The organism is Streptomyces sp. NPDC002328 (genome assembly GCF_042890065.1).
GTDB lineage: Bacteria > Actinomycetota > Actinomycetes > Streptomycetales > Streptomycetaceae > Streptomyces.
Genome location: NZ_JBIARQ010000005.1, coordinates 109,744 through 132,618, shown reverse-complemented (window position 1 = coordinate 132,618; position 22,875 = coordinate 109,744). Strand labels below are relative to the sequence as shown.

The 22,875-nt window shown below is 73.1% G+C and carries 13 protein-coding genes; 4 read left to right on the top strand and 9 right to left on the bottom strand.

Annotated elements, in window-relative coordinates:
• Positions 1-139: 139 nt before the first annotated feature.
• Positions 140-5,344 (bottom strand): family 43 glycosylhydrolase, encoded by a 5,205-nt coding sequence (locus ACFYX4_RS15595; protein ID WP_389332057.1) that lies wholly within the window; start codon positions 5,342-5,344, stop codon positions 140-142.
• Between the two features lie 140 nt (positions 5,345-5,484).
• A complete protein-coding gene (locus ACFYX4_RS15590) occupies positions 5,485-6,636 on the bottom strand; it encodes a helix-turn-helix domain-containing protein (RefSeq protein WP_389332054.1) in 1,152 nt (383 codons plus the stop codon).
• 237 nt (positions 6,637-6,873) lie between these two features.
• Here ACFYX4_RS15590 and ACFYX4_RS15585 point away from each other — a divergent pair, with 237 nt between their 5' ends.
• The gene (locus ACFYX4_RS15585; RefSeq protein ID WP_389332052.1) at positions 6,874-8,667 is read left to right on the top strand and encodes an FAD-binding dehydrogenase; all 1,794 of its coding nucleotides are present in this window, start codon (positions 6,874-6,876) and stop codon (positions 8,665-8,667) included.
• 162 nt (positions 8,668-8,829) lie between these two features.
• The gene (locus ACFYX4_RS15580; RefSeq protein WP_389332049.1) at positions 8,830-12,204 is read left to right on the top strand and encodes a pyruvate carboxylase; all 3,375 of its coding nucleotides are present in this window, start codon (positions 8,830-8,832) and stop codon (positions 12,202-12,204) included.
• Between the two features lie 69 nt (positions 12,205-12,273).
• Here the strand turns inward: ACFYX4_RS15580 and ACFYX4_RS15575 are convergent, their stop codons facing one another.
• The 3 genes from ACFYX4_RS15575 to ACFYX4_RS15565 form a co-directional block, all read right to left on the bottom strand.
• Entirely contained in the window at positions 12,274-13,248 is a 975-nt protein-coding gene (locus ACFYX4_RS15575) for an STM4015 family protein (RefSeq protein WP_389332046.1), read from the bottom strand.
• 87 nt (positions 13,249-13,335) lie between these two features.
• The gene (locus ACFYX4_RS15570; RefSeq protein WP_389332043.1) at positions 13,336-13,992 is read right to left on the bottom strand and encodes a response regulator; all 657 of its coding nucleotides are present in this window, start codon (positions 13,990-13,992) and stop codon (positions 13,336-13,338) included.
• Positions 13,992-16,352, bottom strand: a complete 2,361-nt coding sequence (locus tag ACFYX4_RS15565; RefSeq protein WP_389332040.1) for a histidine kinase — start codon at positions 16,350-16,352, stop codon at positions 13,992-13,994. The genes ACFYX4_RS15570 and ACFYX4_RS15565 overlap by 1 nt, the downstream gene beginning before the upstream one ends.
• A 137-nt stretch (positions 16,353-16,489) precedes the next feature.
• Here ACFYX4_RS15565 and ACFYX4_RS15560 point away from each other — a divergent pair, with 137 nt between their 5' ends.
• Together ACFYX4_RS15560 and ACFYX4_RS15555 are read left to right on the top strand one after the other, a co-directional pair.
• Positions 16,490-17,899: a type II CAAX prenyl endopeptidase Rce1 family protein gene (locus ACFYX4_RS15560; protein WP_389332037.1), complete on the top strand. Its 1,410-nt coding sequence runs from the start codon at positions 16,490-16,492 to the stop codon at positions 17,897-17,899.
• Positions 17,900-17,943: 44 nt separating this feature from the next.
• Positions 17,944-19,080 carry a M23 family metallopeptidase gene (locus tag ACFYX4_RS15555; RefSeq protein WP_389332034.1) on the top strand — a complete coding sequence of 379 codons (1,137 nt, stop codon included), beginning with the start codon at positions 17,944-17,946 and terminating at the stop codon, positions 19,078-19,080.
• Between the two features lie 13 nt (positions 19,081-19,093).
• Here ACFYX4_RS15555 and ACFYX4_RS15550 read toward each other — a convergent pair whose 3' ends face one another.
• From ACFYX4_RS15550 to ACFYX4_RS15535, 4 genes are all read right to left on the bottom strand, one after another.
• Positions 19,094-20,020 (bottom strand): GNAT family N-acetyltransferase, encoded by a 927-nt coding sequence (locus ACFYX4_RS15550; RefSeq protein WP_389332031.1) that lies wholly within the window; start codon positions 20,018-20,020, stop codon positions 19,094-19,096.
• A 103-nt stretch (positions 20,021-20,123) separates the two neighbouring features.
• Complete coding sequence (locus ACFYX4_RS15545; RefSeq protein WP_389332028.1) at positions 20,124-21,323, bottom strand: protein kinase; 1,200 nt, start codon at positions 21,321-21,323, stop codon at positions 20,124-20,126.
• The gene (locus ACFYX4_RS15540) at positions 21,323-22,114 is read right to left on the bottom strand and encodes a PP2C family serine/threonine-protein phosphatase (protein ID WP_389332025.1); all 792 of its coding nucleotides are present in this window, start codon (positions 22,112-22,114) and stop codon (positions 21,323-21,325) included. The genes ACFYX4_RS15545 and ACFYX4_RS15540 overlap by 1 nt, the downstream gene beginning before the upstream one ends.
• Positions 22,111-22,875, bottom strand: a complete 765-nt coding sequence (locus ACFYX4_RS15535; RefSeq protein ID WP_389332022.1) for a VWA domain-containing protein — start codon at positions 22,873-22,875, stop codon at positions 22,111-22,113. The genes ACFYX4_RS15540 and ACFYX4_RS15535 overlap by 4 nt, the downstream gene beginning before the upstream one ends.

Below are 22,875 nucleotides of genomic sequence, written 5' to 3'. Positions count from 1 at the left end.
TGTCTTCCGGTGTGGGAATGCTCCGGCCCCCCTGTGCGGATCCCCGTCACGGCGAACGGGCCCCCTGCCGCGGTGGCAGGGGGCCCATGAGCGTAACTTCTCGACTTCCGCCGTGGGGAGGAGGAGTCGAGGTGAAGGCCTACCGGTGCGGCAGGCCGATGGTCAGGATGCCCTGGGGTTTGGTGCCGGGGGTGTTGTTGTAGACCGTTTCGCCTGTGGACTTCTTCCAGATGTGGAGGGCGAAGGTGGACGGGGTGTCCGTGGCGGTGACGCGGAAGGCGTAGCCCTTTGCGCCGTTGAGCGTGCCGGAGCCCTGGAGGACGGCTCGGGGGCCGGTGACGACGAGCCAGTCCAGGTCTGTCGAGTGGAACGACAGGCGGGCCGGGGCGAGGTCGAAGGTGAGGCCTCCGGCCGGGGCGGTGGCGGTCGGGAGGTAGCCGGCGGCGAGGGAGAAGAACGCCTTGCCCGTCAGCGCCGGCTTCGCCGGGTACGCGCCGGCCGGGGAGTCGAGCAGGCCCGCGCCGACCACGGGGCCCGCGGCGCGGTCGTACACGATCAGCTCGGGGAGCGTCGTGCCGGCCGCTGCTCCCTCGTCGTCCGTCACGGTGACGACGGGGCGGTGGATGCCCGGCCGGGTGTAGGTGTGCTCGGCGCGGCAGCCGGTCGCGGTGACCTTGCCGGCGGCCGGCTTCGTGCCGTCCTTCCAGTCGACCGTGCAGGTGTGGGTGTCGGAGGCGCCGGCATCGGTGAACGCGGCGGTGACGACGGCCTGTTGGCGGACCGGCAGCGCGGTCCTGGCGGCCGAGGCGGCGGTGATCGCCGGGGCCGCGTTGCTCACGGTGACGGTCGCCGTGTCGCTGCTGCGGCCCGCGGTCAGGGTGACCCGGTAGGCGCCGTCGTCGGTGCAGGTGAGCGTGGTCCGGGCGGCGGCGGGGTCGGCGACGGCGCAGGGCGCGCCGGCCTGGACGGTCCACTTCGCGGGACCGGCCCCGGAGACCGTGCCGGTGAGCGCGATCGCCGCGCCCTCCGTCCCGGTCGCGTCCGGTCCGGCGTGGGCGATGCTCACCGGGTCGACGCCCGTCAGCGTGGGCACGACCTTCTTGATCAGCCCGTTCGCGTCGAACTCCAGCCTGTCCACGGTGGTTTCGCGGTGGGTGCCGTCACCGCCGGGGATGGCGAAGCGGTGGTAGGCGATGTACCAGTCGTCGGTGCCGGGCACCTGCGTCACCGAGTGGTGGCCGGGGCCCTTGACGCCCAGGGAGAGGTCCTTCTCCAGGATCACGCCCCGCTTGGTCCACGGGCCGGTGGGGGAGGGGCCGGTCGCGTAGGCGACGCGGTAGTTCTCGTCCCGGGTGTCGTTCTCCGACCACATGAAGTAGTAGACGCCCTCGCGCTTCACGACGAAGGAGCCCTCGTTGTAGCCGCTCGGGGTGATGTCCTTGATCTTCGAGGCGTCGAAGGAGGTCATGTCCGCGTTGAGCGGGACGACGTATCCGCGCCCGTTGCCGAAGTACAGGTACGACTGGCCGTCGTCGTCGGTGAAGACCGCCGGGTCGATCATCTGGCCGCTCAACTGGCCCGCCTTCAGGAGCGGTTTACCGAGCGCGTCCTTGAAGGGTCCGGTGGGCGAGTCCGACACGGCGACGCCGATGTTCGCGTCGGCGGAGAAGTAGAAGTAGTACTTGCCGTCCTTCTCCGCCATCGTCGGCGCCCAGGCCCTGCTGTCCGCCCAGGACACGTCGGGGCCCAGGTCGAGGATGACGCCGTGGTCCTTCCAGTGGACCAGGTCGGTGGAGGAGTACGCCTTGAACTGCGTGCCGCTCCAGCCCTCGAAGCCGTCGGTGGTCGGGTAGAGGTAGAAGGTGTCGCCGAAGCGGACGATGTTGGGGTCGGCGGTCAGCCCCGGCAGCACCGGGCTCTTCATGACGAGCGCCGACACCGTCCAGGTGCGCTTGACGCCGTCGGAGCCGGTCACCTCGTACGTCACCGGCTTGCTGAAGTCCTGGACGCTGCCCGAGGCCGGGCTGACGGCCGCGCCGCGGGCGAGTGTGAACTGCGGTGCCAGCGCGGTGAGATCGGTCCCCTCCTTCATCGGCAGGGTGATCCGGCTGTGCGCGTCGTCGACGATCGCGTCGACCTTCAGCGAGGGGTGCGTCGCCTTCGCGATGCCCGCGGTGTTGCCGCTGAGCTCCATGACCTCCGCGGCCGACAGCGCCCGGCCGTAGACGCGGAAGTCGTCGACCTCGCCGCCGAAGTACGGGTCGGCCGCGTACAGGGACCTGCCGATGTAGCCGCTGTAGTCCTTGGCCGAGTCGTACAGTTCGGACGGCTTGACGCCGGTCGTCGCGCGGGCCGCCTCGACGCCGTCGACGTAGAGGACCATCGTCCCGGTCGCGCCGTCGAGGGTGACCGTCACGTGCCGCCACTGGCCGGGCGTGAGCGGGGAGCCTGCCGTCAGCTTGGACTCCGCCGACCAACTCGCCTTGGTGATGGCCGAGTAGAGGCTGGATCCGCCGTTGGAGGGGGTGGCGAAGAGGTACTTGTCGCTGTCAGGGCCGAGGCCGAACAGCCACTGGAAGCTGCTGCCGCCCTTCCACTTGGCGTACGTCGACACGGTGACGCTGTCGACGCCCTTCAGCACACCGTTCGGGATCTTCACGTACGGGGAGGTGGCGGAGTCGCCGGACATGCTGAACGAGCCGCCGTGCACGCCGGCGCCGAAGGCGGGCGTGCGGACATAGGTGCCGTGCAGGCCGTGGCCGCTGGAGTCACGGGCGATGCTGCCGGAGGTCTCGTCGAAGCCGTAGTGCAGGAGCAGGTCGGCGGGCACGTCCGGGCCCTCCGTCGAGACGGTGACCTGGGCGCGGACGGCCGTGGCGGACCCGTCCGAGAGAGCGCCGGCCACGGTGAAGGAACCGGCCTGGGCGTACGCGGAGGCGGGCACCTCGTCCCAGGTGACCGCGACGGGACGGCGCACGCCGTCGGCGTACTCGGCGATCACGGTCGCGGGCAGTACCGGGGCCTGGCCGACGCGCGTCTCGACGGTGACGTCCTCGACGTCCGTCACGAGCTGGTCGGGCTGGTAGGCGCGCAGCAGCCGGTCGTACTCGGCCTGCGTGACCGGCAGGACGGTGCCGTGCCGGGGCCTGGCGGGCAGGTCGTAGCCGGTGGACGGGGTCCAGACGCCGGAGTCGAGGTCGGTCGTCTCGAAGGGGATGTACCCGCGCCCGCCGAACTCGTCGAGGAAGGCGTACCACTTCTCCTCGGTGTTGGACTTGAACGCGAGCGGCCCCTCGGCGGCGCTCATCGCGCCCTTGCCGATGCCCTCGGCGACCGGGTCCCAGGACAGGTCGAGGAGGGAGTCGCTCTTCTCCTCGAAGATGAACTTGCTGTTCGGCGTGGAGGAGCTGTTGTTCCGCTCGTCCTTGGAGAGCCGGTAGTAGGTGTCGTCGTGCCGGATCACCGTGGAGTCGATGACCGAGTAGCCGCGGTCGATCCACACCCTGGGCTCGCTGAACGTGTAGAAGTCACGCGTCGTCGCGTACATCATCCGGTTGTACGTGTCGCCGCTGTGCGCCTCGTTGTCGTACAGCTTCGACGCCCAGAAGACCACGTACTCGCCGCGCGCGGCGTCGTAGAACGCCTCCGGCGCCCAGGTGTTGCCGGCGCTGTCGGGGGAGACCTTCACCAGGCGCTGGTTCGTCCAGTGGACGAGGTCGGTGGACTCCCACACCATGATGGACTTGCTGCCGGTGCGCTGGGCGGCGTCCCAGTCGCCGTTGCCGTAGATCCTGAGGTCGGTGGCGATCTGGTAGAACTTGTCGCCCTCGGGGGAGCGGATGATGAACGGGTCGCGCAGGCCCTGCTCGCCGAGGGACGAGGTCAGCACGGGCTGCCCGTCGTTCAACTCCCGCCACTTCAGCGGGTCGTCGCCCTTGCTGAGGGCGAAGTAGAGCTGTTCGCCGTCCGAGGTGCCCTCGCCGGTGAAGTAGCTGAAGAGATAGCCCTTGAGGGCGGCGGACGCCGGGAGTTCGGGGACCTTCGCGGTGAACACGCGGGTCGCCTTCGCCGCGCCCTTGGTGACGGTCGCGGTCAGTTCGACGGAGGTCGCGCCGGCGCCGTGCGCGGGCCGGTGGACGATCCCGTCGGCGGCGACGACGTCCGGCCGCGCGGAGGACCAGGCGACGGCGGTGCCGTAGGAACCGGCCGTGGGGAGAGTGAGGTTGCCGCGCGCGTCGTCCAGGTTGCGCACGGTCAGCGCCTCGGCGGCCTGCCGGGCGGAGGTGGCGTCGTCGAACGCGGCGAGGACCGTGACGTCGAAGGACCTGATGGCGGTGACCGTGCCCTTCTTCAGGGTCGCGGTGAGCGTGGCGCGGCCGTCCGGCTCGCCGGCGGCGGGGCGGGTCACCTTGCCGGCGGCCGACACCACGTCCGGCGCGTCGCTGGCCCAGCTGATCGCCGAGCCGCCCGCCGGGCCGGTCCTCGGCAGGGCGAGGTCGGCGATGACGGCGCTGGTGTCGCCGAGGTCCAGGGCCGCCTTGTCGTCGGCGACGCCCTGCGTGGCGACGGGCAGGGACAGCTGCTCCACCTCGGCGGCGGCCAGGGCGCGGTCGTAGACGCGGAAGTCGCGCATCCGCCCCTTGAACAGCTTGTCGCTCGAATAGACCGACTTGCCTATGTAGTTGGCGGTGGTCGTGCCGGAGCCGATGGCGCCCGGGGTGGCGGTGACCGAGGTGTTGCGGGCGACCTCGACGCCGTCCTCGTACAGGATGCCGGTGGTGCCGGTCTGGGTGTAGGCGATGTGCTTCCACACCGAGCGGGTGAGGTTGCGGGAGTCGGCGGGCTTGGTGGTCTGCTCGGTCGACCAGTTGCCGGTGGCGATCGAGGTGCGGAAGGAGTTGCCGGTGGTGAACAGGTAGCCGTTGCCGGTGCCGCCGCTGGTGTTGCCGAAGCCGTAGAGGAAGTACGGGGTGCTCTGCGTGGCGTCGATCAGCACGTCCGTGGAGACGGTGATCGCGCTCATGCCCTTCATGACGTCGTTCGGGGCCTTGACGTAGGTGTCGGTGCCGTTGAAGGCGAGGCCCTGGCCGGGGGTGGACCAGTCGGCGGTTCCCTGGACCGTGCCGTCGCGGCCGTGCCCGGAGGAGTCGACCGTGCCCGACGGGCCGTCCAGCTTGTACCGCAGGGCCAGCCCGTCGGTGATGTCCGCGACTTCGGCCGCCTGTACGGGAGTTGCCGTTCCTGCGAGACCGAGGAGCAGTGATCCGGCGGTGAGTCCGGCGAGGCTCGTCCAGCGTCTCGTTCGGCGTCTGGCTCGGCTGCGGAGTGGGGGGATGTGCGTCATGTCGGCCCGCCGTTTCAGCTGTGTGACGTGGTGTTGCGAGAGTGTCAAACGGGCTGTGGCGCGGCGTCAAGAGATCTCGAACGATGTCCGACCGGTCGAACGGACGGGTTGCCGCTCAGGTACCGCTCAAGAGGCCCTGTTCAGGCGCGCGTCGACGACTCCAGCCAGGAGGTGAGCGCCCACCACCAGTGCACGGTGCTCAGCGCGCCCTCGGCGGGCAGGTCGGTCAGGGAGGCGTCCGTGATCTGCCGGAGCCGGCCGAGCCGGTAGCGGACCGTGTTCGGGTGGGTGAACAAAGCCGCGGCGGTCTGGTCGAGACGGCGTCCGTTGTCGAGGAACGCCAGTGCGGTGAGGGCGAGTTGACGGTGGAAGTCGTTCGCCGGGTCCAGGGAGCCCAACATTCGCTCGCTCAACAGACCGCCCAGCAAGGGCTGTTCGGCGAGGGCCAGCCGGGCGGCGAAGTCCGTCACCTCGTGCAGTCCGCGCAGCCCCTGACCCCGGCCCAGTTCCACGGCCCGCACGCACAGTCGGTACAGCGCGGGCAGTCCGTCCGGGGCGGCGGCCGGCGCGACCATGACGAGCGCGTCCGGGCCGAGATCCCCGGGCTCCGGGGCGCGCGACGACAGGCCCGCGAGCTGTCCCTCGATCAGCGCCGTCACCCCGCGCGCCGGACGCAGCGTCCGCGGCCCGGCGGGAAGGGCGGCGAAGCAGCGGTAGCGGCCGTCGGCGTCCGCGTGCACCCCCGCCCGCTCCAACTCCTGGGCGTGCGGGGGAGCTTCACCAAGGAGTGCCTGGCGCAGCAGCCGGGTGCGGACCGCGTCCATGGCGCGCGGCGAGTCGTGCTCCGCCGCCCGGTAGCCGTGCACCACATGCCGCTGTAGCGCGTCGCTGTACTCCTGGAGCCGCAGCACCACCGTCAGCAGCATGCCGTCCGGCACCCCGGCCGCCCGGCAGCGGTCGACGGTGATCTCCACCGCGCGCGTCAGGGCCGCCTGCACCCCGCGCAGGACGGCCGTCATCGCCACCCCCTGCACGGCGCGGTCCGCGCCCAGCAACAGGGCCGCGGTGAAGTCCTGTTCGTCGACCGACCCGGCCCGGTCCAGGGCGGTGAACCAGGCGCCGGCCGCGTCGATCATCGCGGCCACGTGCGAACGGGTGGCCTCTTCGGTGATCCGGGACAGCTCGGGGGAGCGGGTGCGGGCCGCGCGGACCAGCTCACCGCACACGTCCGAGTCGGCGGCCATGCTCCGCAGGACCGCCGTGACCGGCTCCGGTCCATGGACGACGGTCATGGTCCCCTTCCCGCCCGGCCGCTGTCGCCGGGCCACAAACAAGCGAGGTCCTCGTTGACTCCCGCGCACTACCGCACCGCTGTGACAGCCTGGTTTCCTGTTGGGCTACCGACGGTAACAGCGCAGTCGGCGCATGAAAACCCTCCGGTAACACCCGCCGGTAACACGCGTCGGCAACACTCACACCCGCCGGTGATCCCCCCGTCTCACCGCGCATCCTCCCCTGGAAGGCCGCCCATGGAACACACGGAGACCTCCGCCTCCTCCACCACCGGCATCTCCCGTCGGCACGCCCTCACCATGGCCGGCGGCGTCATCGCGGCGACGGCCCTCACCCAGACCACCGGCTTCGCCGCCGCCGCGGAGTCCCAGAACGCGGACGCGATCGTCGTCGGACACGGCCTCGCCGGACTGGTCGCCACGGCCGAACTCGCCGCCGCCGGGCGCAAGGTGCTCCTCCTCGACCAGGAACCCGAGGCGAGCCTCGGCGGCCAGGCCTTCTGGTCCTTCGGCGGGCTGTTCTTCGTCGACTCCGACGAGCAGCGCACCATGGGCGTCAAGGACTCCCACGACCTGGCCTGGCAGGACTGGCAGGGCACGGCCGGCTTCGACCGGGGCGTCAACGACCCCGCGGGTCAGGACTACTGGGGCTACAAGTGGGCCCAGGCCTACGTGGACTTCGCATCGGGGGAGAAGCGGTCCTGGCTCGCCTCCATGGGCATGCAGTGGTTCCCGATAGTCGGCTGGGCCGAGCGCGGCGGCGGCCTCGCCGACGGACACGGCAACTCGGTGCCCCGCTTCCACGTCACCTGGGGCACCGGCCCGGCCGTCGTCGAACCGTTCGAGAAGAAGGTGCGCGCCGCCGTCGCCTCCGGCAAGGTGACCTTCAAGTTCCGCCACCGCGTCGACGAGCTCGTCACCACCGGCGGCGTCGTCACCGGCGTGCGCGGCGCCGTCCTGGAGCCCAGCAGCGTCGGCCGCGGCAAGCCCAGCTCCCGCACCGTCGTCGGCGACTTCGAACTGCGCGCCCCGATCGTCGTCGTCACCTCCGGCGGCATCGGCGCCAACCACGACCTCGTCCGCCAGAACTGGCCCGCCCGGATGGGCACCCCGCCCAAGTTCATGGTCACCGGCGTCCCCGCGCACGTCGACGGCCGCATGCTGGCGATCACCCAGAGGGCCGGCGGACGCATCGTCAACCCCGACCGCATGTGGCACTACACCGAGGGCCTGCGCAACTACGACCCGATCTGGCCGGGTCACGGCATCCGCATCCTCCCCGGCCCCTCCTCGATGTGGTTCGACGCCACCGGCAAGCGGTTCTCCAGCCCCGACATCCCGGGCTACGACACCCTGCACACCCTCAAGACGATCACCGACACCGGGTACGACTACTCCTGGTTCGTCACCACCCAGAAGATCATCGCCAAGGAGTTCGCGCTCTCCGGCTCCGAGCAGAACCCGGACCTGACCGAGAAGAACATCTGGATGCTGCTCTCCCGGATCTGGCAGACCCCGGAGCCCATCGAGCGGTTCAAGGCCAAGGGAGCGGACTTCGTCGTCGCCTCGACCCTCCCCGAACTCGTCACCGGCATGAACAAGCTGACCGGCGCCGGACTGATCGACCTCGCCGGCCTCAAGCGGCAGATCGAGGCCCGCGACCGCGAGATCGACAACCCGTACACCAAGGACGCCCAGGTCATGGGCATCCGCAACGCCCTCGACTACCCCGGGGACACGCTCAGCCGCACGGCGGCGATCCACAAGATCCTCGACCCGAACGCCGGACCGCTGATCGCCGTGCGTCTCAACATCCTCACCCGCAAGACGCTCGGCGGACTCCAGACCGACCTCTCCGGCCGCGTCCTCGGCACGGCCGGAACCCCCGTTCCCGGCCTGTACGCGGCCGGAGAGGTCGCCGGCTTCGGCGGCGGCGGCGTCCACGGCTACCGCTCCCTGGAGGGCACCTTCCTCGGCGGCTGCATCTTCTCCGGCCGCCAGGCAGGACGGGCGGCGGCAGCCGCGCTCTGACGACATGACCCGCGTAGTGCTCCGAGCACACGGCCCCTCGGCCCCGTATGGATCACCGCTCGGCTCGGCTCACCCGCTGAGCCGAGTGGCCCGATTCACATGGCACTCCCGTGACGGCACCGACACGATGGTCCCGTCACCGGCAGGCTGAAGGGATCCAGGATGTTCCGCAAGGTGCTGGTCGCCAACCGTGGCGAGATCGCGATCAGGGCGTTCCGCGCCGGCTATGAGCTGGGCGCGCGCACCGTCGCCGTCTTCCCCCACGAGGACCGCAACTCGCTGCACCGGCTGAAGGCCGACGAGGCCTACGAGATCGGGGAGCCGGGACATCCGGTGCGCGCGTATCTGTCCGTGGAGGAGATCGTCGGCGCCGCGCGCCAGGCGGGCGCGGACGCCGTGTACCCGGGGTACGGGTTCCTCTCCGAGAACCCGGAACTGGCCCGCGCCTGCGAAGAGGCGGGCATCACCTTCGTCGGGCCCGACGCCCGCACCCTGGAGCTGACCGGGAACAAGGCGCGCGCCGTCGCCGCCGCCCGCGCGGCCGGCGTACCGGTGCTGGGCTCCTCGGAACCCTCCAACGACGTCGAGGAACTGGTCCGCGCCGCGGACGAGATCGGCTTCCCCGTCTTCGTGAAGGCCGTCGCGGGCGGCGGCGGACGCGGCATGCGGCGCGTCGAGGACCCGGCGCAGCTGCGGGAGTCCGTCGAGGCCGCGTCCCGCGAGGCGGCCTCCGCGTTCGGCGACCCCACCGTCTTCCTGGAGAAGGCCGTCGTCGAACCCCGCCACATCGAGGTGCAGATCCTCGCCGACGGCGAGGGCAACGTCATCCACCTGTTCGAACGGGACTGCTCGCTCCAGCGCCGCCATCAGAAGGTCATCGAGATGGCGCCCGCCCCGAACCTCGACCCGGAACTGCGCGACCGGATCTGCGCCGACGCCGTCCGCTTCGCCCGCGAGATCGGCTACCGCAACGCCGGCACCGTCGAGTTCCTCCTCGACCGCGACGGCAACCACGTCTTCATCGAGATGAACCCGCGCATCCAGGTCGAGCACACGGTCACCGAGGAGGTCACCGACGTCGACCTCGTCCAGGCCCAACTGCGCATCGCCTCCGGCGAGACGCTCGCCGACCTCGGCCTGTCGCAGGACACGGTCAAGCTGCGCGGCGCGGCCCTCCAGTGCCGTATCACCACCGAGGACCCGGCCAACGGCTTCCGCCCCGACACCGGCCGCATCAGCGCCTACCGCTCGCCCGGCGGCTCCGGCATCCGCCTCGACGGCGGAACCACCCACGCGGGTACGGAGATCAGCGCGCACTTCGACTCGATGCTGGTCAAACTCACCTGCCGGGGCCGGGACTTCCCGACCGCGATCGGACGGGCCCGGCGCGCCGTCGCCGAGTTCCGCATCCGCGGCGTCGCCACCAACATCCCCTTCCTCCAGGCCGTCCTGGACGACGCCGACTTCCAGGCCGGGCGCGTCACCACATCGTTCATCGAGCAGCGCCCGCACCTGCTCACCGCCCGCCACTCCGCCGACCGCGGCACCAAGCTGCTCACCTACCTCGCCGACGTCACCGTCAACAAGCCGCACGGCGAACGCCCCGAGCTGATCGACCCCACCACCAAGCTGCCGCCCCTGCCCGACGGCGAGCCGCCCGCCGGCTCCCGGCAGCGCCTGGTCCACCTCGGCCCCGAGGGCTTCGCCCGCTGGCTGCGCGAGTCCCCGACCATCGGCGTCACCGACACCACCTTCCGCGACGCCCACCAGTCGCTGCTGGCCACCCGCGTCCGCACCAAGGACCTCCTCGCCACCGCCCCGGTCGTCGCCCGCACCCTGCCCGGACTGCTCTCCCTGGAGTGCTGGGGCGGCGCCACCTACGACGTCGCCCTGCGCTTCCTCGCCGAGGACCCCTGGGAGCGGCTGGCCGCACTGCGCGAGGCCGTCCCCAACATCTGCCTCCAGATGCTGCTGCGCGGCCGCAACACCGTCGGCTACACCCCCTACCCGACCGAGGTCACCGACGCGTTCGTGCAGGAGGCCGCCGCCACCGGCATCGACGTCTTCCGCATCTTCGACGCCCTCAACGACGTCGGCCAGATGCGCCCCGCCATCGACGCCGTGCGCGAGACGGGCACCGCGGTCGCCGAGGTCGCCCTCTGCTACACCTCCGACCTGTCCGACCCGAACGAGCGCCTCTACACCCTCGACTACTACCTGCGCCTGGCCGAGCAGATCGTCGAGGCCGGCGCCCACGTCCTCGCCATCAAGGACATGGCGGGCCTGTTGCGCGCCCCCGCCGCCGCCACCCTCGTCTCCGCGCTGCGCCGCGAGTTCGACCTGCCGGTGCACCTGCACACCCACGACACCGCGGGCGGCCAGCTCGCCACCTACCTCGCCGCGATCCAGGCCGGCGCGGACGCCGTCGACGGGGCCGTCGCCTCCATGGCCGGGACCACGTCCCAGCCGTCGCTGTCGGCGCTCGTCGCCGCCACCGACCACTCCGAGCGCCCCACCGGCCTCGACCTCCAGGCCGTCGGCGACCTCGAGCCGTACTGGGAGGGCGTCCGCAGGATCTACGCCCCCTTCGAGGCGGGCCTCGCCTCCCCGACCGGCCGCGTCTACCACCACGAGATCCCCGGCGGACAGCTCTCCAACCTGCGCACCCAGGCCGTCGCGCTCGGCCTCGGCGACCGCTTCGAGGACATCGAGGCCATGTACGCCGCCGCCGACCGCATCCTCGGCCGCCTGGTCAAGGTCACCCCGTCCTCCAAGGTGGTCGGCGACCTCGCCCTGCACCTGGTCGGGGCCGGCGTCAGCCCCGAGGACTTCGAGTCGGCGCCGAACACGTACGACATCCCCGACTCCGTCATCGGCTTCCTGCGCGGCGAACTCGGCACCCCGCCCGGCGGCTGGCCCGAGCCGTTCCGCACCAAGGCCCTCCAGGGCCGCGCCGAGCCCAAGCCGGTGACCGAACTGACCGTCGAGGACCGCGAGGGCCTGGAGAAGACCCGCCGCACCACCCTCAACCGGCTGCTGTTCCCCGGCCCGACCCGCGACTTCGACACCCACCGCCAGGCCTTCGGCGACACCAGCGTCCTGGACAGCAAGGACTTCTTCTACGGTCTGCGCCCGGGCAAGGAGTACGCCGTCGACCTCGAACCCGGGGTGCGGCTGCTGATCGAGCTCCAGGCGATCGGCGAGGCCGACGAGCGCGGCATGCGCACCGTGATGTCCTCCCTCAACGGCCAGCTCCGCCCCATCCAGGTCCGCGACCAGGCCGCCGCCTCCGACATCCCGGTCACCGAGAAGGCCGACCGGTCCAACTCCGGCCATGTCGCCGCCCCCTTCGCGGGAGTCGTGACGCTGGCGGTCGCCGAGGGCGACGAAGTGGAGGCCGGCGCGACGGTGGCCACCATCGAGGCGATGAAGATGGAGGCCACCATCACCGCCCCGAAGGCCGGCCGGGTGAGCCGGCTGGCCATCAACCGCATCCAGCAGGTGGAAGGCGGCGACCTGCTCGTCGAGGTCGGGTGAGCCGACCGGCGCGCGGGGGCCGGCCCGGCCGGCCGGCCCACCGCGCTCACTCCCCGGCGGCCACGTAGCTCACTCCCCGGCGGCCACGTACCGCCCGAACTCGTCGTCCTCCTCCGCCTCTTCCCGCTCGTCGAGGTTCACCCGCACCCCGAAGGGCTCCAGCGCCTCGCGCAGCCGGGCCGTCATCGGCTCGGACAGATAGTGGTGGTGGAGGTCCAACTCCTCGAGGTGCGTGAGCGGCTGGCCGGTGAGCAGCGCCTCGGCGCCGGCGTCGCCCAGGGTGCCCAGACTCAGGTCCAGGGCGCTGAGCCGGGCCACGACGGGCGCGCTCGCCACCGCCGCCGCCACCTCGTCCTGGAGGTCGCAGTTGCGCAGGCCCAGGCGGCGCAGCGACGGCAGCCGCCCGCCGTCCAGGACCGGGGCGAGGTCGGCGACGGTGGCGGTGCGGCCGTAGTCCTCCGTGCCGAGCCACAGGTCCAGACGCTCCAGCGCGGGCAGGTCCGAGGCGGCGACGCCCCGGGCCACCTCGGCGGGCAGCCCGCCGTTCTCCAGGCGCAGGACCCGCAGGCCCTCGTGGCGCAGGGCGTGGAGCCGAAGGCCCGGCGCGTCGCCGAAGCCGCCGCCCGAGCCGCGCACCCCGAGTTCCCTCAGCCGCGGATAGGCGGCGAGGACGGGCGTCACGTCACCCTGCACGATCCAGGAGAGCTCGGACTCCTCGAAGGTGAGATCGGCGAGGTAGACGGCCTCGAGGCCGGTGAGCCGGTCGGCGGCCCCGGCCAGCAGCTTCACCGTCTCCGCGGGGTCTGCGGCGTCGTTGTCGGTGCCGTAGGCGCCGGGGCCCAGCACCAGGGCCCGCACCCGGGCGGGGTCGACGGTGTCCAGGAAGCGCCGCCAGCCCTCCTCGAAGCTCTCCCCGAACACCCCCTCGTCGAGGATCGACAGCCGCCAGGCGACCGTCTCCGCCGCCGGTAACGGCGACGGCGGCGCGTCGGACGCCGGAAAGGTGTGGACGGGCAGTCCGTGCAGCTCCGTGATGTGGTCCAACTCCGGGGCCCTTCATGGTCGGACGGCGGCCGGCGCCTCACGCGCCGACCCGATGGCCGCCCTTTCTACCAAGGCCCGCCGACAGCCCTACGCGTCGGCCGCCGCCCCCGGCCGGATCAGTCCGCTCTCGTACGCCAGGATCGTCACCTGGACCCTGTCCCGCAGCCCCAGCTTGGACAGCAGCGCGTTCACGTGCGTCTTCACCGTCCCGACGGTCACCCCCAGCGCCGCCCCGATCTCGGCGTTGGTCAGCCCCGACGCGATGCGCAGCAGCACCTCCCGCTCCCGGGGCGTCAGCGAGGCGAGCACCCCGGTCACCGCCGGCGGCTGCGGCGCGCCCTGCGCGAACGCGTCGATGAGCCGGCGCGTCACCGTCGGCGCGAGGATGCCCTCCCCGGAGGCGACGACCCGGATCGCGGACAGCAGGTCCTCCGGCAGGGCGTCCTTGAGCAGGAACCCGGACGCCCCGGCCCGCAGCGCCTCGTACACGTACGCGTCCAGGTCGAAGGTGGTCAGGACCAGCACCCGCGGCCGGCTCTCCAGCGCGGTGACCAGGCGGGTCGCGGTCAGACCGTCCATCCCGGGCATCCGGACGTCCATCAGCACCACGTCGGGCGACTCCGCGGCCGCGAGCGACACGGCCGACGCCCCGTCCCCCGCCTCGCCGACGACCGTCAGATCGGGCTCGGCGTCCACGATGGCGGCGAATCCGGCGCGGACCACCGCCTGGTCGTCGACGACCATCACGCGTACGGCGACGGGGACACCTCCTGGACGGGCGCCGGACCAGGCCCGGCGGACAGCAACACCCGTACGATACCGGCCTGTTCGAACACGATGCTCCCCGGTCCCGAGCCGGCCTGCACCCGCAGCCGTTCGGCGACCGGCCCGGTGACGGCCAGCCGCACGCCGGTCACCGTCACCCGCAGGGTGTCCCGTCGCCGCTTCAGCACGACCCGGGCGGGCTCCCGGTCGCCCGCGCCCAGAGCCGCCTCGACGATCCGGTACGCCGACAGCGCCACCGAGGGCGGCAGACTCCGCGCGGCCTCCGGAAGCCCCCGCAGCGTCACCTCCCGCCCGCCCGCGCGCAGCCGCCGGCACAGCTCGTCGAGATCGGCGACCGTCGGCGCCGGGGCGAGCGGCCGCCCGGCGTCCTGCGGGCCGCCCAGCCCGCGCAGCAGCTCCCGCATCGCGCCGAGCGCCGCACGGGCCTCCACGGCCACCTCGTCCAGCCGCCCCCGGCGCGCCCGGTCCACCACGACCGCCGTACGGTCCAGCACCGCCTCCCGCAACCGGGCCGCCAGCCGGTGCCGTTCGGCCTCCGCGGCCCGTTCCGCGTGCCACAGCGAACTCGCCAGCGCGAAGTCCTCCTGGAACAGCACCCGCAGCCGTCGCCCCCGCACCGCGAGACCCGCGCCCCACACCGCCGCGAACACGGCCGCCAGCGGCAGCGACAGCAGCACGAACATCACCCCGCCCGCGAACCACGCGGCGGCGCCCGTCACCTCCTCGTCCGCGGCCGCAGTCGCGAGCAGCACCCCGCTCAGCGAGGCCGCCGCCGCGCCCACCGCCGGCCAGGTCCGTCCCGCGCCCCGGCCGTACACCGCCAGCGCGTACACCGCCAGCAGCTCCGCGAGCGCCCCGGCCGCGAAGAACTGCGACACCCGCGGCGGCAGGGACGTCAGGGCCACGGCCGGGGGCCACAGCCACGCCGTGCCCAGCACACCGAGCAGCGCACCCCAGGGCGCACGCCGACGCCACAGCAGCGGCAAGGCGTGCAGCGCCAGCAGCACGCTCAGGACGAGCAGACCCGGCACCGCCCCGCGCAGACTCGCCGCCGTCCAGTCCTCCGCGACGGCCAGCGCGAACGCCGGCGGCAGGGCCGACGCGGCGAACACCAGGGCGGGATCGGCGAGCCGCTGCTCCCGCAGGACGTCACGCCGGTCGCCCTTCTCGCCCTCCTTGCCCTGACGCCACGGCCCCGTCCCGTCGGGCAGCGTCGCCCGCACCCGCCAGCCCCCGCCGGGCTCGGGCCCCGCCGTCAGCTCACCGCCGACCGCCGCCGCCCGTTCCCGCATCCCCGCGACCCCGCGCCCCGACCCCAGACCGCCCACCGCCTGCGGCGCGGGGCCGCGCGGGGGAGCGTTGTCCACGGTCAGCTCCAGCACGCCGTCCCCGCGCCGCACGCTGACCCGCGCGGCGCAACCCGGCGCGTACCGCAAGGAGTTGGTGAGCGCCTCACGGACGATCCCGTGCACCGCCTCCGCCGCCGGACCGGCCAGGTCCGCCGGCAGCTCGGCCGCGATCGGACGCCCCAACCGGCCGAATCCGGCGATCAGTTCCTCGATCCGGGCGGACATGGGCCGCGGGTCGGGGCGTTCGGCGTCCCGCAGCAGCCCGACCAGCCGCCGCAGGGACGTCAGGGTCTCCGCACCGGTGCGCTCGGCGAACTCCAGCGCCTCGGTCGTCAACTCCGGTCTGCTGCCGCCCAGTCGGAGCGCGGCGTCGGCCGTGATGACGACCGACGTCAGATGGTGGGCGCTCACGTCGTGCAACTCGCGGGCCAGCCGCCGCCGTTCGGTGTCGCCCGCCAGCCGCCGGTTCTCCTCCGCCCCGGCCAGCCGACGGGCCGCCCGCGACCGCGCCTCGAGCCACTGGCGCCGGCCCTCGCCGAGCCCCGCACACACGACGTACACGAGCGCGGCCAACGCCCACTCCGAGACGAGCGCCGGCCGCCACCCCACGTCCACGAGGGACAGCAGCCACTCGACGCCCACGCCCGCGGCGACCGCCCGCAGCGCCACCGGCAGCGGACGGCGCACCGCCACCGAGTACAGCGCGATCATCGGCCCCAACCCGAAGTGGCCGTCCCGCCATATCAGTTGGCCCACCAGGAACGCGCCCAGCGTCCACGCCAGTGCCCGGACCGGCGTCCGCCGCCGCAGGCCCAGCGCGGCCGTCTCCACCGCCGTCACGCACACCATGCCGACCAGGCCCGCCGTGCCGGGCGTCGCCTCGCCGGCCAGGGCGGCCCCGGGCCACAGCCACGCCGCCTGTCCGACCGCGAGCAGGGCGGGCAGCAGCCAGTTCCGTATCGTCTCCATGTCGCCACGAGCGTAGGACGGGGCACGGACGCGCCGCGCCCCTCCCCGGCACGAGACCGGTCTCTACCCTCCGGTGGAGACGCCGTTCGTGCCCGGGACCGATGCCGGGCCCCGACCCGCCGGAGAGGCTTGCCGACATGACGAACCCGCCCGCCGCCCCGATGGGCCCGCCTGTTCCGGCGACGCCGCACCCGGCCCCCGCACCGGACCCTCAGCTCCCCGAAGCGCTCGCCTACCACCGGCTGGCCCGCATATCGGCCCGGCACCGATGGTGGCGTCCCGTCGTCGGCACCCTGTTCGCGGCCGTCGGGGTGCTCCTCGCCACGATGGTGCTGTACGGCGTCGCCGAGGTCTGGGGCGCCGTGCGGGACTATCCGCAGGACCGGGACGGCATGGTGGAGTTCGGCGACATCCCGGGGACCGCCCTCGACCTCGTGGGCATCGCCGTGGCGATCCCGGTGGTCCTGCTCACGGTGCGCTGGATCGGCAGCCGCCCGGCCGGCACGGTGTCGTCCGTGACCGGCGGCCTGCGGTGGGGGCTCATGGGCCGGTACACCCTGGCGGCCGTCGCCGTCGTCGCCGTGACCGGCGGCGTGACGTTCCTGCTGCCCGGGGACGGCGAACCCGTGCGGTGGGCGGGCTGGGGGTTCTTCCTGCCCGCGCTGGCCATGCTGCTCGTCCTGGTGCCGTTCCAGGCCGCCGCCGAGGAGTACGTCTTCCGCGGCTGGCTCACCCAGGCCGTGGGCGCCTACGTCCGCTCGCCCTGGTTCGCGGTCGTGCCGCAGGCGGTCCTGTTCGCCGCGGCCCACGGCTGGGGCACGCCGTGGGGCTTCGCCGACCTGGTCGTGTTCGGCGTGATCGCGGGCCTGCTGACCGTGCGCACGGGCGGACTCGAGGCGGCGGTCGTGCTGCACGCGGTGAACAACCTGTTCGCCTTCGGCGTCTCGGCCGCCGTCGTCGACGGCCTCAAGAGCGAGGACACCGCCGCGGACGCCCCCTGGGAGTACGTGCTCGTCGACGTCGCCGGCATCGCCGTCTTCGCGGCGATCGTCCTCTGGCTGGCCCGCCGCAACCCGCCGACCAGCACCGCCCAGCCCCCGCCCCCGGCACCCGAGTTCCCGCCGTACCCGGCCCCGTACGGCCACCCGCCGTACGCCCACACCCCGGCCCCGGGCGCGTACGGCCCGTACGGGCCCCCTCACGCCCCGGCCCCCGGCTACCCGACTCCCGGCTACCCGGCCTCCGGCCACCCGACTCCCGGCTACCCGGCCTCCGGCTACCCGGTCCCAGGCCTCCCGGCCCCGTACCCCGGCCACTACCCTGCTCCCCACCCGGGCCACCACCCTGCTCCCCACGCCGGACACCAGCCGCCCCCGCCCGCCGGTCACCATCCCGCACAGCATGGGTGGCACCAGCCGTCGCCGCAGCCCGCGCCGCGCCCCGGGGATCAGCCGGCCTCGGAGGGCCGCGTGGGCGGGGGGAATCTGCCCCCGGAGACAGGGGGTTCTGCCTCTCCGGACGATGACGGCGGATCCGCTCCGCGTTAACGTCCGGCCGTGAGCAACCGCAACTCCCCCCGACGGCCGGTGGCGTGAGCGACGACAGCACCGTCGAGGCCCGGCCGCAGGCACCGCACGACGACAGCCCCGAGGCACCGCAAGGCCCGCCCCCCGCGCGGGAATCGACCCCGCCGCCCCGCAAGTCCCGCCGTGGCGCGGGCCCCTTCACCCTGTTGGTGCTGCCGGGCCTGCTGACCCTCTCCGCGGTGGCCGGCGTCCTCGCCCTGACGGGCGGGCTGCCCGTCGACGTATCGCCGGGCGCGGACTCGGGCACGAGCGCGGCGGGCGGCGTCAACGACACGTACGGGCCCTGGCTGCGCAAGGCCGCCGCGGGCTGCACGGTCGTCACCCCGGCCCTGCTCGCCGCGCAGATCGACCAGCTCTCCGGCTGGCGCGACGACACCGGCGCGTCGGGCGAGCAGGGCATCGCCGGCTTCACCGACGCCGAGTGGCGCAGCTGGGGCCGGGACGACGACGGCAACGGGAACTCCTCGCCGCGCGATCCCGCCGACGCCGTCATGGCGCTGGGCCGGAAGGACTGCTCCCTCGCCCAGAAGGTCACCGACCTGCGCACCGAGGGCACGGTCACCGGCGACCTCGTCGACCTGACCCTCGCGGCGTACGCGGTGGGCACGGACACGGTGCTGCGGGCCGGACGCGTCCCGGACGGGGCGCTCACCTACCTCGCCGAGGTCAAACGGCTCCTGCCCCGCTACGAGGTCTTCGACAAGGAACCCCCGAGCGAGGCAGGACCGGCGAGCGCCATCCTCGCCGCGCCCGTGACCGCCCTCACCGTCACCAGCCCGTACGGCTCGCGCCAGCACCCCCTCACCGGCGTGACCAAGCTGCACACCGGCGTGGACTTCGCCGCACCCCAGGGCGCTCCGGTGACGGCCGCGCGGGACGGCCGGGTCGTGTTCGCCGCGATGACGAAGGCGTACGGCAACCGTGTCGTCGTCGACCACGGCACCATCGAGGGCAAGCGGCTGGAGACGACGTACAGCCATCTCTCCGCCCTGGACGTGACCGTCGGGCAGAGCGTGCGGACCGGGACCCTCGTGGGCCGGGCCGGCTCGACCGGTCTGTCCACCGGCCCGCATCTGCACTTCGAGGTCGTCTACGACGGCTACTACGCCGATCCGCAGCCCTGGCTGGGGACCGGCGGCTGAGCGGGCCGGCCGTTCACCGCAGGACGGCCTCCCAGGTGTCCACGGCGTAGTGGACGGTCATCCCGTTGCGGGCGTACAGCTGCGGCGCGCCGGTCTCGTTGGAGGTGTCGACGCCCAGGCCCACCGTGTCCCGTCCCCGGGCGGCGAACGCGGCGAAGGCGTGCCCCAGCAGGAGCCCGGCGAGGCCGTGCCCGCGGGCCTCGCGCAGCACGCCGAGGCTGCGGATCCAGCCCATGGCCTCGCGGTCGTCGCGCGCCATCAGGAACCCGGCGTCCGCCAGCTCGTCCGTGTCGACGATCCACACCAGCGACCGGTCGAGGCCGGTCCCGTCGATGTCGTGCAGCCACCGGTCGTAATCGCGCGGCTGGAAGTCGAAGTGCTCGGCGAACGTCGCCTGGTACAGCTCGTGCACGCGCCGCAGGTCCGCCTCCGAGGCGCAGGTCCTGATCCGTACGCCCTCGGGCAGCTTCGGCGCCTGGTCCGCGACGGCGTCCACGGCCCGGCGCAGCACGTGGTAGCGCCGCACGACGGACCAGCCGCGCGCCCGGATCAGCTCGGTGTCGAGCGTGGGCGCCACGTTCAGGTGCAGATGCACCACGGCCCGCTCGGCCCCGTTCTCCCGGGCCTTGCCCAGCGCACGGGCCTCCATCGCGTCCAGGAGGAGCCGGCCGGCCTCCTGGTGCTCGGGCAGGACGTAGTGGTCGATGTCGACGCGCTCGCCGTCCGACTCGTCCCACAGCAGCCCGTAGGCGACCAGACGGTCCCCGTCGAAGGCGAGCCAGGAGTCCCGCGTCAGATCGGTCTCGGGGTGTTTCAGATCCGCCTCGACGGTGTGCAGGTCCGTCTCCGGCCGGCCTATCTCGATCGTGTCGATGGCGTTGAGCAGGTCGGTGACGGCGGGCGCGTCGGTGAGCGTGGCGGGGCGCAGGACGTAGGACATGGGGTCAGGGTCGGGGGAAGGGCGAGCGGCCGCAACGGATTTTCGGCGCGGGCCTGTTGGGGAGCCGGCTGAACGGGTCGGCTTCGTGGGTCGGGTTCGTCGGTCAGGCGAGGGCCAGCACCAGGACGCCCAGCGTGAGCAGGACGAGGAGCGCGCACAGCAGGAACACGGGTGCGGCGCCGGCCGGGACCGGCGTGGGGTCCGGTGTGGGGGTCGGCGGCGGCGCGGCCCCGGGCGGCGGCGGGGCGGGCGGGTGCGGCGGCAGCGGCACCGGGGTCGACTCGAACAGGTCCGGGTGGCGTTGCGCGATCCGCTCGCACCAGGGGCAGGCGGCGAGGTGGGAGGCGTACGTGTGTTGGGTGCGGACGCCGCACGACGACACCGTGGTCCGGGTGGTCTCCAGCGCCTCGAACCACTCGACCGCGGTGGGCCGGGCCGCCGGGTCGGACGGCACGGTGGTGAACGTCCGCCGCGCCAGCGCGAACAGGGCCGGCGGAAGGACGCCCGGCGGCACGGTGCCCCGCGGCACGACGACCCGCTCGGGCTGGTTGACGTACGAGACGCCGCCGGAGATACGGCTGCGCATCGACACGCTCACCGAGCCGGCGTCCTTGGGGTGGCCCGCGAAGGGATGGGTGCCGCCGGTGAGGAGCTGGAACACGCAGACCGCCAGCGCGAAGCTGTCGCCGGCCCGCGTCGCCGTGCCCCGGGTGAAGCGTTCGGGGGCGCTGTAGGCGGGGGTGTGCATCTCCGACGGGTAGTGGGTGCCGTCCTCGGGGTCGACGAAGGCCATGGAGTCGCAGTCCAGGAACGTCACGAAGCCGTCGCGGTCCACGACGATGTTCCGGGCCGAGAAGTCGCCGACGACGATGCCCTCGCTGTGCAGACGGACCGTCAGGTAGGCCAGGTTCCAGGCGACGCCCAGCAGGAAACGCCAGTCGAGCTCGGGACGGAACCACGCGGCCCTGCTCCGCCGGTCGAACAGCGCCGCGAGCGGCACGTGCGCCGGCTGGTCGAAGCGCTGCATGGCGTAGCCCACGACCGCCCCCTCGGCGTCCCGGGCGAGCGCCGCGGGCCAGGCGAGTTCGGCGGCCTGCCGGCCGTCGGTGGCGCGGCCGGTCAGCGGCGACATCCGGATCATGCCGGCCAGTCTGCGCCGCTGCTCCGGGCCGGGAGCCTCGTGGTAGATCTTCACCACCCGGCGCGGCGTGCCGACGACGGCGTGGACGGCGGCCTGTCCCCCCGAGGCCAGCGGCTCCTCCTCCAGCTCGGTGGGCTCACCGTCGACGTAGACCTGGAGCATCAGCTTCTGACCGCCCTGATGAGCGTCTTGTCGTCGGCGTTGTCCGCGGCCAGCCGCCGCGAGCGGAGCAGCCGGGCCAGTTCGGCCGCCTCCTGCTCGGCGGGCACCTCGGGCCGCTCCATCGCGCCGAGCACCTTGGACACGAAGGCGTGCCTGGCGCGCCGGTTGTCGTTGCCGGGGAACTCCACGGCCGCCTGGGTGAGTCCGTCGGTCGACAGCAGGATCCCGGTGATGCCGTCGTCGACCACGCAGGCGGTCTCCAGCCGGTCGGCGGCGTCCTCGGAGGTCACGAAGAAGGCCTCGTTGCTGTACTCGCTGACCGGGGCCGGCTGGGGCAGCAGATGGAACTGCGGCTCACCGCCCGAGAACCCGGCGCGCAGCATCGCGAACCCGTCGCCGACGCTGAGGTAGCCGAGCCAGTGCGGGGTGTGCACGACGACGGTCAGGGTGGTGGCGTAGTCGTCGGGCCGGGGCCGCGCGTACCGCAGGAACTCGGCACGCAGAGCGGTGAACCGGCCGCGCAGGAACGCCCGCACCGCCCGGGGCTCCCGGGGCAGCGAGGCGGAGGACAGGAACGACACGGGGGCGAGGTCCACGGCCAGTTGGGCCCCCTCGCGCGACATCCGGCGGCTGCCGGCCCCGTCCGCCACGGCGAGCAGGAAGGTCTCGGGTCCGGCCCGGTGGCAGACGAAGGCGTCCTGGCAGGGCATGTTGTCGCTGCGGTGCCGGTGGCCGGGCACGCTCAGCCCGTGCAGCCGCCACGGCTCCGCCGACGGCGTCGTGGCGCTCACCGGTTGTGCCACGCGGACCGCTGGGTGGTGAAGCGGGCGAAGATCTTCTCGTAGATCTCCTCGCCATCGCCCTTGTCCTGCGCCCCGGCGCTCGCCGACATCATCTGGAGCACCTGGCGGAACGGGAAGCCCTGGAGCCGGGCGTAGTACTTGGGGGCGATCGCCCGCAGCACCTCCTCGCCGCGCGGGGTGATCCCGCCGACGCCGATCGCGAACAGCCGGAACTTCTTCTTCGCCTGCTGGTCGGCGAGGAGCGGCACGACCTCGCGCCAGTCGTCGGTGAGACGGCCCTCGCTGGTGGTGGGCTGGCCGTCGGTGATCAGGCAGATCTGCGGGCGGTAGTAGAGATGGCCGGCCTCGCGCAGCGCCGACTTGCGGGCCGCCACCAGCCGGACGGCGGTGCGCAGGGCCTCCGTCATCAGGGTGACGCCGCCGGCCCGAAGGTGCGGCGCGCTGAACGAGTGCGCCGCGACGAAGGCGTTGGGGTCGGCCGGGTCGGACAGCACGGTCGTGCCCCGCCAGGCGCACACCTCGCGTCCTCCGAAGGTGATGAGGGCGACCTCGACGCTGTGGGCGAGGTTGACGTCGGTGCTCAGATCACGCACCCACTCCTGCAACGCGTTGTTCAGCATGGTGATGGGCGCGTCGGCCATGGACATCGAGGTGTCCAGGCACAGCACCAGCGGCTGCCGCTGGGCGTTGCCGTCGGTCACGATGTCGTCGTAGTAGAGCGGAACACTCTGCGAACGGTCGTCGGGCAT